The sequence below is a fragment of the Aromatoleum anaerobium genome (assembly GCF_012910705.2).
GTDB lineage: Bacteria > Pseudomonadota > Gammaproteobacteria > Burkholderiales > Rhodocyclaceae > Aromatoleum > Aromatoleum anaerobium.
The window spans coordinates 278059-293953 of record NZ_WTVG02000040.1; the positions used below are offsets into that span (position 1 = coordinate 278059).

General features: G+C 65.9%; 15 protein-coding genes and 1 tRNA gene. 13 read left to right on the forward strand and 3 right to left on the reverse strand.

Features of this window, described 5'->3' with window-relative positions; all coding sequences use genetic code 11:
• The first annotated feature begins 24 nt into the window (after positions 1–24).
• From GO606_RS16850 to GO606_RS16895, 10 genes are all read left to right on the forward strand, one after another.
• Positions 25–1407 (forward strand): cbb3-type cytochrome c oxidase subunit I, encoded by a 1383-nt coding sequence (locus tag GO606_RS16850; RefSeq protein ID WP_169118124.1) that lies wholly within the window; start codon positions 25–27, stop codon positions 1405–1407.
• A 188-nt stretch (positions 1408–1595) separates the two neighbouring features.
• Positions 1596–2180 (forward strand): cytochrome c oxidase subunit 3 family protein, encoded by a 585-nt coding sequence (locus GO606_RS16855; RefSeq protein ID WP_425532222.1) that lies wholly within the window; start codon positions 1596–1598, stop codon positions 2178–2180.
• Between the two features lie 13 nt (positions 2181–2193).
• Positions 2194–2499: a cytochrome C oxidase subunit IV family protein gene (locus GO606_RS16860; protein WP_169118126.1), complete on the forward strand. Its 306-nt coding sequence runs from the start codon at positions 2194–2196 to the stop codon at positions 2497–2499.
• On the forward strand, positions 2496–3296 hold the full coding sequence (locus GO606_RS16865) for a CbbQ/NirQ/NorQ/GpvN family protein (protein ID WP_169118127.1): 801 nt from the start codon (positions 2496–2498) through the stop codon (positions 3294–3296). The genes GO606_RS16860 and GO606_RS16865 overlap by 4 nt, the downstream gene beginning before the upstream one ends.
• Before the next feature lie 41 nt (positions 3297–3337).
• The gene (locus GO606_RS16870; protein ID WP_169118128.1) at positions 3338–3745 is read left to right on the forward strand and encodes a hypothetical protein; all 408 of its coding nucleotides are present in this window, start codon (positions 3338–3340) and stop codon (positions 3743–3745) included.
• 3 nt (positions 3746–3748) lie between these two features.
• The gene (locus GO606_RS16875) at positions 3749–4819 is read left to right on the forward strand and encodes a 4Fe-4S binding protein (protein ID WP_211166595.1); all 1071 of its coding nucleotides are present in this window, start codon (positions 3749–3751) and stop codon (positions 4817–4819) included.
• A 1-nt stretch (position 4820) separates the two neighbouring features.
• On the forward strand, positions 4821–6689 hold the full coding sequence (locus GO606_RS16880; RefSeq protein WP_169118129.1) for a nitric oxide reductase activation protein NorD: 1869 nt from the start codon (positions 4821–4823) through the stop codon (positions 6687–6689).
• Between the two features lie 2 nt (positions 6690–6691).
• Entirely contained in the window at positions 6692–7471 is a 780-nt protein-coding gene (locus GO606_RS16885) for a Crp/Fnr family transcriptional regulator (protein ID WP_169118130.1), read from the forward strand.
• A 72-nt stretch (positions 7472–7543) separates the two neighbouring features.
• Positions 7544–8701, forward strand: a complete 1158-nt coding sequence (locus GO606_RS16890) for an HD domain-containing phosphohydrolase (RefSeq protein WP_169118131.1) — start codon at positions 7544–7546, stop codon at positions 8699–8701.
• Between the two features lie 98 nt (positions 8702–8799).
• A tRNA-Thr gene (locus GO606_RS16895) sits at positions 8800–8875 on the forward strand.
• A gap of 178 nt (positions 8876–9053) precedes the next feature.
• On the opposite strand, the gene GO606_RS16900 is transcribed toward GO606_RS16895, so the two are convergent.
• Entirely contained in the window at positions 9054–9938 is an 885-nt protein-coding gene (locus GO606_RS16900; RefSeq protein WP_169118132.1) for a universal stress protein, read from the reverse strand.
• A gap of 235 nt (positions 9939–10173) precedes the next feature.
• Between GO606_RS16900 and GO606_RS16905 the strand changes: the two genes are divergently transcribed.
• Both GO606_RS16905 and GO606_RS16910 read left to right on the forward strand, forming a co-directional pair.
• Complete coding sequence (locus tag GO606_RS16905; protein ID WP_169118133.1) at positions 10174–12909, forward strand: cation-transporting P-type ATPase; 2736 nt, start codon at positions 10174–10176, stop codon at positions 12907–12909.
• A gap of 55 nt (positions 12910–12964) precedes the next feature.
• On the forward strand, positions 12965–13507 hold the full coding sequence (locus GO606_RS16910; protein ID WP_169118134.1) for a hypothetical protein: 543 nt from the start codon (positions 12965–12967) through the stop codon (positions 13505–13507).
• A gap of 41 nt (positions 13508–13548) precedes the next feature.
• On the opposite strand, the gene GO606_RS16915 is transcribed toward GO606_RS16910, so the two are convergent.
• Both GO606_RS16915 and GO606_RS16920 read right to left on the reverse strand, forming a co-directional pair.
• Complete coding sequence (locus GO606_RS16915) at positions 13549–14349, reverse strand: alpha/beta hydrolase (protein ID WP_211166596.1); 801 nt, start codon at positions 14347–14349, stop codon at positions 13549–13551.
• A gap of 57 nt (positions 14350–14406) precedes the next feature.
• Complete coding sequence (locus GO606_RS16920; protein WP_169118135.1) at positions 14407–14769, reverse strand: YajD family HNH nuclease; 363 nt, start codon at positions 14767–14769, stop codon at positions 14407–14409.
• A gap of 220 nt (positions 14770–14989) precedes the next feature.
• Between GO606_RS16920 and GO606_RS16925 the strand changes: the two genes are divergently transcribed.
• Positions 14990–15886 (forward strand): ketopantoate reductase family protein, encoded by an 897-nt coding sequence (locus GO606_RS16925; protein WP_169118136.1) that lies wholly within the window; start codon positions 14990–14992, stop codon positions 15884–15886.
• Positions 15887–15895: the final 9 nt, after the last annotated feature.

Genomic DNA, 15895 nt, shown 5'->3' on the forward strand with positions numbered 1-15895 from the left:
AAAACCTCAAGGGGATAACAAACCATGAAATACACCTCGCAATCGGTCGCGCTGCCATACTTCATAGCGGCGATCGGTCTCTTCGTCGGCCAGATCGTGTTCGGCCTGGCCATGGGCCTGCAGTACGTCGTCGGCGATTTCCTGTTTCCGGAAATCCCGTTCAACGTCGCCCGGATGGTCCACACCAACCTGCTGATCGTCTGGCTGCTGTTCGGCTTCATGGGAGCGGCCTACTACCTGATCCCGGAAGAAACCGAAACCGAGCTCTACAGCCCGAAACTCGCGCTGCTGATGTTCTGGATCTTCCTGATCGCAGGCGCCGCGACGATCCTCGGCTACCTGTTCGTCGACTACAACACCCTCGCGGAGATGACCGGCAACAACATCCTCGCGACGATGGGACGTGAGTTCCTCGAACAGCCGCTGCTGACGAAGATCGGTATCGTGATCGTCGCACTGGCCTTCCTGTTCAACATCAGCATGACGATGTTGAAGGGCCGCAAGACGGTGATCAGCATCGTCATGCTGCTCGGCCTGTGGGGTCTGGCGATCTTCTTCCTGTTCTCGTTCTACAACCCGGGCAACCTGGTCAAGGACAAGTTCTACTGGTGGTGGGTGGTGCACCTCTGGGTGGAAGGCGTGTGGGAACTGATCATGGCCGCGATGCTCGCCTTCGTGCTGATCAAGGTCACCGGCGTCGACCGCGAAGTCATCGAGAAGTGGCTGTACGTCATCATCACGCTGGCGCTCGTCACCGGCCTGATCGGCACCGGTCACCACTACTTCTGGATCGGCACGCCGGGTTACTGGCAGTGGTGGGGTTCGATCTTCTCGGCGCTGGAACCGATCCCGTTCTTCGCGATGACCGTCTTCGCGTTCAACATGGTGAACCGTCGCCGCCGCGAGCATCCGAACAAGGCTGCCGTGCTGTGGGCGCTGGGTACCGGCGTGATGGCCTTCCTCGGCGCGGGCGTGTGGGGCTTCCTGCATACGCTGGCTCCGGTGAACTTCTACACGCACGGTTCGCAGATCACCGCGGCCCACGGCCACATGGCCTTCTATGGCGCCTATGTGCTGGTGGTGCTGACGATCATCAGCTACGCGATGCCGTTGCTGCGCGGTCGTGCGGCCAACAGCCAGCGCGCCCAGGTGGTTGAAATGTGGAGCTTCTGGCTGATGACGATCTCGATGGTCTTCATCACGCTGTTCCTCACCGCCGCCGGCATCCTGCAGGTGTGGCTGCAGCGCGTCTCCGACACGCCGATGCCGTTCATGCAGGTGCAGGACCAGATCTCGCTGTTCTACTGGATGCGCCTGTGGGCGGGGGTGGTGTTCGCGGTCGGCCTGGTCACCTACGTCGCGAGTTTCTTCGTCAAGGGTGAAAGCAAGCCGCTGATCACCCCCTGAGCAGACTCGAAAGTAGTCCTTCGACGGCGTTGAAGGACAGAATCACGGGGCGGCGCAAGCCGCCCTTTTTTTTCCTGCTCACGCAAATCGTTCTCGTTACATCTGCGCGGAATGAATTAACCAGAATCAAGGTCCAGAGGGGGTACGCTCCCTAGACTGACCCCATGAATACAAGCAGCCAAGCCCTGATGGCCCGCAACTCCGGGCCGGAGACCACGGCGCGACGCCTTCCCGGTGACCTCGCGATATGGTTTTTCATCCTCGCCGAGTTGCTGGCGTTCGGCGTGTTCTTCGTCGTGTACGCGTTCACGCGCGCCAATCACGTGGAACTCTTCAACGCCGAACAGCTCACGCTCGACCGCACCTCCGGTGCGATCAATACTGTGCTGCTGCTGACCTCGAGCTTTTTCGTCGTGCGCGCGGTGCAGGTCGCCGAAGCCGGATTCAGTCGCCGCGCCGCGCCGTGGCTGGCCGCAGCGTTTGCGTGCGGTGCCGGTTTCGTCGTCGTGAAGATCTTCGAGTACGCGGAGAAGATCGGTGCCGGCATCAGCCTGTCGTCGAGCACGTTCTACATGTTCTACCTGTCGTTGACGTTCTTCCACTTCATGCACGTGATCCTCGGCCTGGTGATCATCGCCGCGATGTGGAACGGCGCTCGAACCGGCCGCTACGGCCCCGGCAACATGAACGGGATCGAGACCGGCGCGGCATACTGGCATATGGTCGATCTGGTGTGGCTGATCCTGTTCCCGCTGATCTACGTGATGCGCTGAGAGGTCCAAGACAATGCAATCCTCGCTTTCCTCCCCCCGGCATGCCTCGTCCCACGGCACGCCGAATCGCGCCGCGATCATCTGGGCGGCACTGATCTTCGCCACGATGCTGACGTGGATGGTCGGCGAACGCGGCGATGCCGGCCCCGCTGTCACCGCCCTCCTGATGACGATCGCGTTCGCCAAGGGCACCCTGATCATTCTCGACTACATGGCGTTGCGCCGCGCACCGCTGATGTGGCCGCTGATCGCGCTCGGCTGGATGCTCCTGGTATGCTCGATGATCGGCCTGGCCTACTGGAAAGGACTTGCAGCATGAAAATGGAAGCACCCCTGATGGAAATTCCGTTCTACGAACCGGCTGGCGATGAAATCAGCGTGTTCGAGCACGCGTGGAAAAACCGCCTGCCGCTGCTGATCAAGGGTCCGACCGGCTGCGGCAAGACGCGTTTCGTCGCGCACATGGCGGCAAAGCTCGGCCTGCCGCTCTACACGGTCGCCTGCCACGACGACCTGACGGCCGCCGATCTCGTCGGCCGCCACCTGATCGGCGATGGCCAGACCGTGTGGTGCGACGGCCCGCTGACACGCGCGGTGCGCGAAGGCGGCATCTGTTACCTCGACGAAGTCGTCGAGGCGCGCAAGGACACCACGGTGGTGCTGCACCCGCTTGCCGACGACCGCCGCATCCTGCCGATCGACCGCACCGGCGAGCTGCTGTCGGCGCCGCCGTCGTTCATGCTCGTCGTCTCGTACAACCCCGGCTACCAGAACCTGCTGAAAGGCATGAAGCCGTCGACGCGGCAACGGTTCGTCAGCCTGCGCTTCGATTTCCCCGCCAGCGCCCGCGAGGAATCAATCCTGCTCGGCGAAGCCAGCTGCGCTCCCGACCTCGCGCGTCGCCTGGTGTCGATCGCGCATGCGTTGCGTACGCTGAAAGACCAGGATCTCGAGGAAGCCGCGAGCACCCGGCTGCTCGTCTATGCGGCGCTGCTGGTGCGTGACGGCATGGACCCGGTCACCGCGTGCCGTGCGGCGATCGTCGAGAGCCTGACCGACGACCCGGAGGTTGCCGAAGCATTGATGGAAGTCGTATCGGCGACCTTCGGCCGCTGAAGCCCGGCCGGCAGCCGGTCCGACCGCAAGGAATCGACGCGATGCCAGAGGCCGAACACGATCTGCTGAAGGAAGACATGCCCGGTCCGCCGCTCGCGGTGGCGGCCGAATCGCTGTTCCTCGTGAACCTGATGATCGCCCCCGGCCTCGCGTTCATCATTCTTGTCGTGCTGTGGTGGCGGCATCGGCTCAGCGCACCGGCGCTCGCGCGCAATCACCTCAAGCAGACCGTCGTCGCCAGCCTGTGGGGAGGCGGCCTGCTGGTTGGGGTCAGCGTGGCGGTGTTCCTGCTCGGCGGCTTCACGAACCCGTGGTCGTGGGTCGTCGGGGTGCTGTACTTCGTCTGCTTCCACGCCATGCTGATCCTGTTCGGCGTGATCGGTCTGAACCGCGCGATGCTCGCCCGCCCTTACCGTTTTCCCCTCATCGGCCCGAAGCTCGTCGAGTAGACCATGAACGCCCCGCAGTTCTCGCCACTTTCACCCCAGACGTCGCCCGATTCGGTTCAGGCCGACAGGCCGGATGGCGCACGCAGGCCGTCCCGCCGGGTCATCCCGATCGCCGCGGCGAAACCGGCCGGGCACAACCGCACGCAGAAGAAGCGCATCGCATTCCAGATCGGCTTTTTCACGCTGTTCATTCTCGCCCCGGTGCTTGACCTGTTCCGCTACGACCTCGTCGCCGGCCACGCGTGGCTGCTCGGCATGGAATGGCGCCTGGGGCTCGACGATTTCGTCGCCGGCCGCATCAGCGCGCTCGAAGCCGGTTCGAACGTGATGTTCCGGCTGTTCGTGCCGATCCTCGTCGGCGCGGCCGCTTTCCTGTGGGTCTCGTGGAAGTGGGGGCGACTTTACTGCGGCTGGCTGTGCCCGCATTTTTCGGTCGTCGAAACGATCAACAAGCTGATGCAGCGCGCATCGGGCAAACCGAGCGTGTGGGTCCGGGAACCGCTGCCGCCATGGAAGGCCGACGGCACGCCGTGGCGACCGGACGCCCGGTGGTGGGCCGTCGTCGTGCCGGCCGCGGTGTTCTTCGCGTTCCTGTGGTCGGTGGTGTTTCTGAGCTACCTGCTGCCTCCGGCCGAAGTCTACGGCAACCTCTTCGGCGGCGCGTTCACGCGCAACCAGACGATCTTCCTCTCCGCGGCGACCGTCGTGCTGACGATGGAATTCCTTTTTGCCCGTCACCTCTTCTGCCGCTACGCCTGCGCAGTCGGCCTGTTCCAGAGCCTGGCCTGGATGAGCAACCGCGACGCGATGGTCGTCGGCTTCCAAAGAAAGCGCGCCGTCGACTGCGCAAGCTGCCTGCCCGAGCGGCAATCGGCCTGCGACGCGGTCTGCCCGATGCGGCTGACCCCGCGCAACATCAAGCGTCTGATGTTCACCTGCACGCAGTGCGCGCAGTGCGTCGAAGCCTGCGAGCAGAGCCAGCGCGACAACCCCCAGGGGCCGCTGCTCGCGTGGGTGAGCAGCGAAGCCGCCCGCCAGAATGAAGCCGGGTTCCGCTCCGGCAAGGAACGCTAGGATGGAAGAAGTCGTTGGCAAACTCTGGCACCGCTGGGTCACCCGCACTGCGCTGGGCAATCACCCCGAGGCGGTCGTCAAGCTGAAGGAGATCGAACGCACCGCCGGCGTGTTTTTCCGCGCCCTCGGCGGCGATCCCGGCCTGCGCGTCGCCGCCGCCACGGAGGACGAACATGGCGCGCGGCGCAGCCTGCTGAAACGCATCGCGGGCGCCGGCGAACGCGCCGCCCGGGCACGCATGGACGCCTCGACGCTGCGGCTGCCGCCGGAGATCGACGCTTTTCCCGAGCGCTCGCTGAACCGCGACCTCTACCTGTGGCTCGCCGCGCTCGCGGCCGCGCACGACGGTATCGAAGCGGATGGGCCGGACGCGGCCGACAACGATTTCCGCTGCAACCAGTTCGCGACCTGCGCGGCGCTGCACGCGTGGCCAGGGATCGAGTCGCGCTACCGGCGCCTCGTTGCCGCCTATCTGCCGACGCGCCCGCGTCCCGAGAAACTCCCCGCGGCCGAAGCCGAACGCGAACGGGCGATTCGCCAGGCGCTCGAAGCGCCGGGCACCGTCCGTGCGCTGCCGCCGGTCCCGGCCGGGACGCCCCCCGCACAGCCGGTATTGCTGTGGCTCACCGGTTCCCTGTCCGGTACCGCCGCGAGCCGGCGCAACACCGGCGCCGACCCCGAGCAAACCGCCGACGGCGGGCCGCCGCCGTCGTTCGATGAAAACGAGCGCCACGCTCACCGCGCCGAGCAGGTCGACATGCCGCAGGAAAAGAACGGCCTGCTGATCTTCTTCCGCGCCGAAAGCCTGCTTGCGGTCGCCGAGTTCCTGCGTGTCAACCGTCCCACCGACGACGAGCCCGATCCGAATGCCGCCAGCGCCGCCCGCGATCTCGATCACTTGTCGCTCGCGCAGGACACGGACCGCGTCGCGTCGAAAGTGCGCTTCGATCTCGACCTCCCTTCGGCAGCCGAGGACGACATCGTGCTCGGCGCCGGCATCCCGCTGCCGGAATGGGACTACCGCAAAGGCGTGCTGCTGCAGGATCACGTGCGTCTGGCCGAGCTCGCCGCGCGCGACGCCCCGCCCTGCCCGCTGCCCGAACCGCTGCGGCGCACCGCGCGACGACTGCACCAGCAGTTCGCCGCGCTGCAGCCCGGCCGGCGCTGGCTGAAGGCGCGCCCCGACGGCACCGAACTCGACCTCGACGCGGTGGTCCGCGCGCAGACCGACCGCGCGGTCGGGCGCAATCCGTCCGATCAACTGTATCTGTCGCTCGAAAAGCGCGAACGCGATCTGGCCTGCATGGTGCTCGCCGACCTGTCGCTGTCGACCGACAGCTGGGTATCGAGCGAAGCGCGCGTCATCGACGTCATCCGCGACGCGCTGCTGCTGTTCGGCGAGGCGCTCGGCGCGACCGGCGATCGCTTCGCGATGGCCGGGTTCTCGTCGGTCAAGCGCAGCCAGGTCCGCTTCCATCGGCTGAAAGACTTCGGCGACCGCTTCGACGATCGCATCCGCGGGCGCATCAGCGCGATCAAGCCCGGCTACTACACTCGGCTCGGCGCGGCGATCCGGCGCGCCAGCCAACTGCTCGCAGCCGAACAGGCCGCCCGGCGCATCCTGCTGATTCTGTCCGACGGCAAACCGAACGATCTTGACCTGTACGAAGGACGTTACGGCATCGAGGACACCCGCATCGCCGTCGGCGAAGCGCGCAAACAGGGGCTCGTCCCGTTCTGCGTGACAATCGACCGCGAGGGCGCGGGCTACCTGCCGCACCTGTTCGGACCGGCCGGTTATGCGGTGATTCGCAAGCCGGAAGAATTGCCGGCACGGCTTCCACTGTTCTACGCTCAACTGACACGGTAATCATGCCGCGTATTGCTTGTTCGCCCGGAATCCGGGGCGAAACCCTCTCTTCCGCAGCCCCTCCCGCCATCCGGCAAGAGCACGCCGAGACCGACCGCTTGTGCAGGCTGCTCGTGCACGTACCGCTCCTCAGCGGCTTCAGTCCCGCCGAGATCGCCCGCTTCGCCCACGGCGTACGCGAGCAGAACGTGGACCGGGGCTGCGTGGTGTTCCACAAGGGCGACCCCTGCCACGGCTTCCACCTGGTGCTGGCCGGCCAGGTCAAGCTCGCATTCACGTCCGCCGAGGGGCACGAGAAAGTCATCGAGATCATCCTTCCGGGCCAGACGTTCGGCGAGGCGGTGATGTTCATGGACAAGCCCTACGTCGTGATGGCTCAGGCGCTGACCGACTGCAAGCTGCTGCACATCTCGAAGACCGTCGTGTTCGACGAGATGGACCGGGACCCGGTGTTCTGTCGCAAGATCATCGCCGGCCTGTCGCACCGCCTGCACCACCTGATCGCCGACGTCGAGACGTATTCGCTGCGCTCGGGACGCGAGCGCATCGTCGGCTACCTCCTGCGCCAGGAAGAAATCGACGGCGAGCCCAGGACGAGCGGTTACGTGTCGGTGCGCCTCCCGACCAGCAAAGGCACGATCGCGTCGCGCCTGAACCTCACCCAGGAACATTTCTCCCGCATCCTGCACGAACTCATTGAAGCCGGGTTAATCTGTGTCGAGGGACGCACGATTCACATCCCCGATATCGAAAAACTGCGCACGACGCAGGGCCAATTCTAGGTCTTGTCGATCTCGACACTGCCTCCCGGCAGCGAAGCAGCAATTCCCGAAATGGGTCGCGAGGTCAAGGTTATGGACGCCCCGGTAAGCTGGCAGGAATTCGCCGCCTCGGCCGCTCGCCAAGCGAGCAACCTGCATTTCTCCTCGGTAGCGGCAAAGATGCGCGGCGTACATGAGCGCATCCACGCGCAACATCCGGTCGTCGAACGCCTCGCCGTCGCGCTCTACGACCCCGCCCTGAAACGGCTGCGAACGTTCGTCGACAGCACCGACAGCGGTACCTCACTGCGGGCATACGAGTGCCCGATCGCCGACGTGTCTTCGCTGCGCGCCATCGCCGAGAGCGGCAAGGCGCGCGTCCTCAACGACCTGGGCACTTCGATCAGCGGCCATTCGCCGCATTCCCGCTGGTTGCTCCACGAAGGCTACCGCTCGAGCCTGACGGTCCCGATCATGCAGAACGAGCAGCTGCTCGGCTTTCTGTTCTTCGATTCGCGCACGCGCGACGCTTTCCCCGACCCTGTCGTCGCCGACCTGCTTCTCTCCGGCCACCTCATCGGAATGATCGTCACGCAGGAGCTCGCAACGGTGCAGATGCTCGTCGGCGGCCTGCGGCTCGCAAGCCAGTTCACGCATGTGCGCGATCTCGAGACCGGCGCCCACCTCGACCGCATGGCACGCTACGCGCGCCTGATCGCACGGGAACTCGCGCCGGCCCACGGCCTGTCCGACGACTACATCGAACATGTTTTCCTGTTCGCCCCGCTCCACGACATCGGCAAGATCGGCGTCCCCGACAGCATCCTGCTCAAACCCGGGCGACTCGACGACGCCGAGCGGGACGTGATGCGCGAGCACGTCGCGATGGGCGTCCAGATGGCCGAACGGCTGATCAACGATTTCAGCCTTGCCGGCCTCGAGAACATCGACATGCTGCGCAACATCGTCAGCGCCCACCACGAACGCATGGACGGCAGCGGCTACCCGAACGGACTGACGGGCGAGGCAATCCCGCTCGAAGCCCGCATCGTCGCAACCGCCGACGTTTTCGACGCCCTCGCTTGCGCCCGCAGCTACAAGGCCGCCTGGACGCTCGACAACGCCTTCGACGAAATCGCCCGGATGGGTGGCGCCAAGCTCTACGCACCCACCATCGCGGCCCTGCTCGACTGCCGCGAGGAAGTGGAAGAGATCTACTGCCGCTTCCAGGACGACACCCCGATCCGCTAGACCCCGCTGCAGCGTCCCGGGGGCAGCGAACCCGCGCGGCAGCCGGAAGATCGAGGTGTGCCAGTCTCCACCCGCAGTTGCGCTATAATCCGGCCCGCGCCGGCATAGCTCAGTTGGTAGAGCAACCGCCTTGTAAGCGGTAGGTCATCTGTTCGAGTCAGATTGTCGGCACCAGCAACATGAAGGCATCAGCCCGCCGCATGGTCGGGCTTTTTGCTTTTTTGTGCCGGAAGTCCGAGCACTCTCGACCTTCCGGAACAACGAGGACAGACAGTGGTGGATCGCGAGTGCTTGCAGCCGGGCCGGTGCAGGGCACGGCCCTGTCCGGCGCTTCGTCCCGGCCAGCCGCGGTTCAGACGGACACCAGCACGTCGCCCTGAGACTCGGCCAGCACGTGCTTGGTGACGCTCCCGAGCAGCAAGTCCTCCAGCATGCTTTCGCCGTGCTTCCCCATCACGATCAGGTCGCAATCCTGTTCCTGCTCCTGCTCGATGATGTTCCGCGACGCATCGCCGTGGACGACGATCAGGCGCGTGCGCTCCAGCGGCAACCCCACTTCGTCGCGCAGCTCGCGCAGTTTCGCCAGCGCCTCCTGCCGGGCGGCGATGCGATAACGGGCAAGCAGGTCATCTTCGATACCCGCGAATCGCAGCTTGCTCTCGAAAGGCACTTCGAACGCGTGCAGCAACACGACGTCCGCCGCGGGCGCGACGGCTTGCGCATTGCGCAGCGCCCGCAGCGAAAACGGCGAAAAGTCGACCGGCACGAGCAGTGTCCGGTACGGCTCGTGGGGAGGTTGCTTGACGATGAGCATCGGCCAGCGCGTCTTGCGCACCATCCGCTCGGCGGTGGTGCCGATCAACAGGTGTCGCATGAAACTGCTGCCGCGTGCCCCGAGCACGAGGAGATCGGCGGATATCGTGTCGGCGCGGCCGATGATTTCCGCCAGCACCGGACCCGATGCGACCTGGACCCCTGCTGCTATGCCGTGATGCTTCAGCAGATTTGCCGCCAGCTCGCGCATTTCTTCCCGTGCCGAATCGAGGACCCGCTGTCCGGTTTCGGCCGGGACCTCGGCAATGAGGAGGCGGAGCTTTTCCAGCGCCGTGACATTGGCGACATGGAACAGGTCAAGGCTCGCGCCCACTTCGCGGGCCACGAGCGCGGCGCGGTCGGCGGCGTGACGCGCCGGAGCGGAAAGATCGGTTGCGACTAGCAGCCGCTTGACGGGATTCATGGCTGCGGCCCTCCATTCGGCAAGAGATGCATTGCAGCGAGCATAACTGCCGTTGCGTTCGACATGACGCAGACCGATCGGTAGAATTTCCCGGCGCTCGCTGCAGTGCGTCAACACATGGCTACGATATTACCTTACGCCTGCACGAAGGAGTCCCGATGACGCAGATTCGCCCGGAGAACCTGTCAGTGACCGACGTGCGAGACATTCCCGGTCCGCACGCCGCGTCGGTCCGATGAACGACCGGTTAACGGCCGAGTCCTTCGAACGCGCGCCTGAACAGTGGCACACGCTCGATCCGGACGAGATTCGGCGACGCCTGCAGGCCCCGCAGGGCGGGCTGCCGGAAGTCGAAGCGCGGCGCCGGCTCGCGCAATACGGGCCGAACCGGCTGGCGCCGCCGAAGCGCCGCGGCCCGCTGCTGCGTCTGCTGATGCAGTTCCACAACATCCTGTTGTACGTGATGATGGGCGCGGCAGCGATCACCGCGGTGCTCGGCCATTGGGTGGATACGGGCGTGCTGCTCGCGGCCGTGGTGATCAACGCGATCATCGGATTCATCCAGGAAGGCAAGGCGGAAGCGGCGCTCGACGCCATCCGGGCGATGCTGTCCCCCCATGCCACCGTGATCCGCGACGGCCACCGGCGCGAAATCGACGCCGCCGACCTCGTGCCGGGCGACCTCGTGCTGTTGGGCTCCGGCGATCGCGTTCCGGCCGACCTGCGCCTGGTCTGGGTGCATGAACTGCGCGTCGAAGAAGCGGCGCTCACCGGCGAATCGCTGCCGGTCGAAAAGGGGACGCAAGCGGTGGCGGCGGAGGCGCCCCTCGGCGATCGCTACGACATGGCCTATTCGGGCACGCTGGTCGTCTATGGCCAGGCCAAAGGCATCGTCGTCGGCACAGGCGGAGCGACCGAACTGGGCAAGATCAATGAGCTGCTTACCGGCATCCAGGCCCTGAGCACCCCGTTGTTGCGCCAGATCGACCGTTTCGGCCGCCTCCTGGCGATCGCGATTCTCGCAATCGCGGTGGCAACGTTCCTGCTCGGCACGCTGGGGCGCGGTCATCCCGCTTCGGAAATGTTCATGATGGTCGTGGCGCTTGCCGCGTCGGCGATTCCCGAGGGACTGCCGGCGATCATGACCGTCACGCTCGCACTCGGAGTGCAGCGCATGGCGCGCCGCAACGCGATCGTCCGGCGCCTGCCCGCGGTCGAAACGCTGGGCTCGGTCACCGTAATCTGTTCGGACAAGACTGGCACGCTGACGCGCAACGAAATGACCGTGCAGCGCGTCGTGTGCGCGGGCCACGTGTTCGACGTCGGGGGCGTCGGTTATGCACCGGTGGGCGATTTCAGCGTCGACGGGCACATCGTCGACACCGACCGCTATCCGGCCCTGTCATTGGCGATCCGCGCCGCCGTGCTGTGCAACGACGCGCATCTGCGCGAAGACGACGGCCTGTGGCGGGTCGAAGGGGATCCCACCGAAGGCGCGCTGCTGGTTCTCGGCGACAAAGCCGGCTTCACGCGGAACGTGGCGGATTCCGATTGGTCCCGCCGCGACAGCATCCCGTTCGAATCCGAGCACCGCTTCATGGCCACCTACCACCGCGACGCCGACGGCGACCCGTGGATCTTCGTCAAGGGAGCACCGGAACGCATTCTCGACATCTGCGCGCAGCAACTCGGTCACGACGGCGAGCGCCCGCTGGATGCCGATTACTGGCGCCGCATGGCGACCGACACGGCCGCCCAGGGGCTGCGCCTGCTCGGCCTCGCGTGCAAGCGCGCCGCTCCCGCGGAAGAACACCTGCGTTTTGCCGACGTGGAGGAAGGCTACACGCTGCTCGCGCTGGTCGGCATCATCGATCCCCCGCGCGAAGAGGCGATCCATGCCGTCGGCGAATGCCACCGCGCCGGCATCCGCGTCAAGATGATCACCGGCGACCATGCCGAAACGGCCCGCGCGATCGGCGCGCAGCTTGCGATCGGCATCGGCAAGCCGGCCGTCACCGGCGCCGAGGTCGCGATCATGGACGACGCCGAACTGCGCCGCGTGGCGATGGAGGTGGACGTTTTCGCCCGTGCGAGCCCGGAGCACAAGCTGCGCCTGGTGCAGGCGCTGCAGGACGACGGCCAGGTAGTGGCCATGACTGGCGACGGGGTGAACGACGCTCCGGCGCTCAAGCGCGCCGACGTCGGCGTCGCGATGGGCATGAAGGGTACCGAGGCAGCCAAGGAAGCGGCCGACATGGTGCTCGCCGACGACAACTTCGCAACGATCGCCGCAGCCGTGCGTGAAGGCCGCGCCGTCTACGACAACCTCAAGAAGTTCATCCTGTTCATGCTGCCGACCAACGGCGGCGAGGCGCTGGTCGTGATCGCCGCGATCCTGTTCGAGCTGACCCTGCCGCTGACCCCGGCGCAGGTGCTGTGGATCAACCTGGTCACGTCCAGCACGCTGGGCCTTGCGCTGGCTTTCGAACCGTCGGAGCGGAACATCATGGCGCGCATGCCCCGTCCGCCCCGCGAGGCCCTGCTTTCTGGTTTTTTCATCTGGCGCGTCGTGATGGTCTCGTTCCTGATGATGACCGGCGCACTCGGCCTGTTCCTGTGGGAACTGGAACACGGCACGAGTCTCGAAACCGCCCGCACGATGGCGGTCAACGCGGTGGTGGTCGCTGAAATGTTCTACCTCGTCAACAGCCGCTACATTTTTGCGCCGGTGACCAATCGGGAAGGACTCACCGGCAACCGCTACGTGCTGGTCGCCATCGCCGCGTGCATCCCGCTGCAGCTGGCGTTCACGCACGCTCCGGCGATGCAGGCGATCTTCGGTTCGGCGGACCTGTCGGTGCTCGAATGGCTCAAGGTCATCGGTGCCGGGCTGCTGGTGTTCTGCATCGCGGAGCTGGAGAAACTGGTGATCCGGCGGGCGCGGCTGGCTGCGCGTGAAATCCAGGCTTGAGCGAATCAGCAGCAGGAACCGCGCGTCCAAGCGCCGCAGGACGTAAAATCGGCCGATGACATCGAATGCATTCAACGACGAGGCGGAGGACAATTCGCCGCCTTCGGTCAAGGAACCACGCCTGTGGCGTGACGACGGATGGACTGCCCGCGTCATCAAGAACGAAGACGACGAAGGATGGGCGGTCGAGATGATCATGGACGGCGAACCCGAGCCGGCCCTGGTCGGACCGTGGACGATGGGGCGCGACAAAAAGAACCCGAAGCCGCTCGACGTCAACGCGTTCAACACGCTCGTCAAGACCGCTTCCGAGGTCCTGCGCCGCCACGAGCAGCAACGGCATGCGATGTTCCACCAGAAGGTCACGGTGAACACACCCTCCGGACGGATCAGCGTCACGCTCGACATCGTCCCCGACGAATTCGACCCGCATGCATTGCTCGCGGCGTTTGATGCCAACGGTGAGGAACTGGCCGCGCTGCGCGTGGACGCCGGGTTCAAGCTGACGACGACCAGCGCGAACGCGTGGCTGGAAAAGCTGCTGCCGGATCCAAGCGGTCCGGACCCGGATTCCGTTCACCGCGATAACGGGGATTGACCCGAAGCGGGCACGTGCTCGCCCGGCACATCGGGAGTCGATCACCGCGATTCAGATTCATCGAGCAGGAACGAGATCGCATCGCGCCACCAGCGCTCATCGACGTGATCGACCCAGTCGTTGTGTTCCGCGCCCTCCACCACCGCCAGCCGCTTGGGATTCCCGAGCGCCCGATAAAGGGCGGCGCCGAAGCGGGCGGGAACGATGCTGTCCCGCTCCGCGACCACCACCAGCACCGGGCGGCCGAACGACGCCAGGTGGGCGGCGCTGTCATACCGGTCATACAGCAGCCACTGCACGGGCAGCCACGGATAGTGGAACGTCGCGACGTTCTCGAGTCGGTCCCAAGGCGTGATGAGCAGCAGCCCGGCAATCCTGTCGCGCTGGCTCGCGCTTGCCGCCGCCACGACGCCGGCGCCGAGTGATTCGCCGATGAGCAGCAGCGGCCCGCCGTGCAGGCGATAGGCGAGCGCGATGGTATGTTCGGCATCGGCGACCAGGTTCTGCTCGCCTACCGCGCCGCCGCGCGGGCCGTAGCCCGGATACTCGGCCAGGATCACGCGCAGCCCCAGCCTTGCGAGCAGGGCCGCGTAGAAGTCCCGATGGCCGGCATGGCCGGCGTTGCCGTGAAAGACGATTGCCGTGCCGCGCGCGGGGCCTGCCGGCTCGGCGATAAGGCCGCGAAAGTCCTCGGGCGTCGGCCACGCGCGCAGCCGGTCGGACACCACCTCATCGAGCGTGGCCCTGTCGGGGAAATAAAGCCAACGGTCCTGGAGCATAGTGACCCCGGCAATCATGATCAGAGAGGCAATGGCAAGCCGCAGCATCGTTCGGGAGAGCACTTTCGCCTCGTGCGAGCCCGGCCTGCGCCAGCCGACGCGTTGCGCCTCGCGGGATTGCTACGTGCGCCCTTTCAGCCGCGCCTTCAGATCCGCGAACGGCTGGTGCGTGGCCGGGGAAAGCTCCTCGCCCCCCGCGCTGCGCCCTGCGCAATCCAGGACTCGCGAATGCTCGGCGTCGTGGCAATACACGCAGAGCAGTTCCCAATTGCTGCCGTCGGGCGGATTGTGGTCGTGATTGTGGTCGCGGTGATGCACGGTGAGCTGATGCACGTTCTCGCGCGTGAATTGGCGTGCGCAGCGGCCGCAGATCCACGGATAGATCTTGAGCGCCCGCTCCCGGTACCCCTGCTCGCGCTGCTCCCTGGCGCGTCGCGCCTCGGCGACGAGCCGGTCTAGCCGCTCGTGATCCGGTTTGCTCATCTCGACTGCTCCCGCGAAATGGCCATGCCGGCGCACATTGTCGCGCGGCAACCGAGGCAATTCCAATACCCCGGGCACGACCGGCGATCGACTTGTCCGGAGCAAGGATGTTCACCCGCCCCAATCTGCCCTCGCGCGCGATGGCGTTACCATGAGCGGCTACGGCAACCACGATGAGACGCGCCTCGCAGTTCGAGGCGATTACTTTGGAGCGAGCAGGATGGATATTGCAGTGATGGGTGCCGGCGCGGTCGGCTGCTACTACGGCGGGATGCTCGCGCGCGCAGGCCACGACGTGGTCCTGATCGGGCGGGCGCCGCATGTCGAGGCGGTGCAGCGCGACGGGCTGTTCCTCGATACGCAGACTTTCCAGGCCCATGTGCCGATGCGCGCGAGCACCGACGCCGGCGCCGTGCGCGGGGCGCAGCTCGTGCTGTGCTGCGTGAAGTCGACGGATACGGCCGATGCAGCGGCGCAAATGGCGCCGCATCTTGCACCCGCCGCGCTGCTGCTGAGCCTGCAAAACGGCGTCGACAACGCGTCGCGGCTGCAGGCGCTGCTCGGACGCGAGGTGGCACCGGCAGTGGTCTATGTCGCGACCGAAATGGCCGGACCGGGTCACGTCAAACATCATGGGCGCGGCGAACTCGTGATCGGTCCGTCGGCCGCCAGCGAAGCGCTGGAGAAGCTGTTCGCCGAAGCCGGCGTGCCAGTGCAGATATCGGACAACGTCATGGGCGCGCTGTGGGCCAAGCTGATCCTCAACTGCGCCTACAACGCGCTGTCCGCGATCGCCCAGCTGCCCTATGGCCGCCTCGTGCGCGGCGAAGGAGTCGAAGACGTGATGCGCGATGTCGTGCGGGAATGCCTCGCCGTCGCGCAGGCCGAAGGCGTGAATGTGCCGGGGGATCCATGGGACGCGGTGCAGCATATTGCGCGCACGATGCCGACACAGTTTTCCTCCACCGCGCAGGACCTCGCGCGCGGCAAGCGCACCGAGATCGACCATCTCAACGGCTACGTGCTGCGCAAGGGCGAAGCCTTCGGCATTGCGACGCCGGTCAATCGCGTCCTGCACAGCCTGGTCAAGCTGCTCGAAGCGCGGCAGGCCGGCTGAAAATCCCGC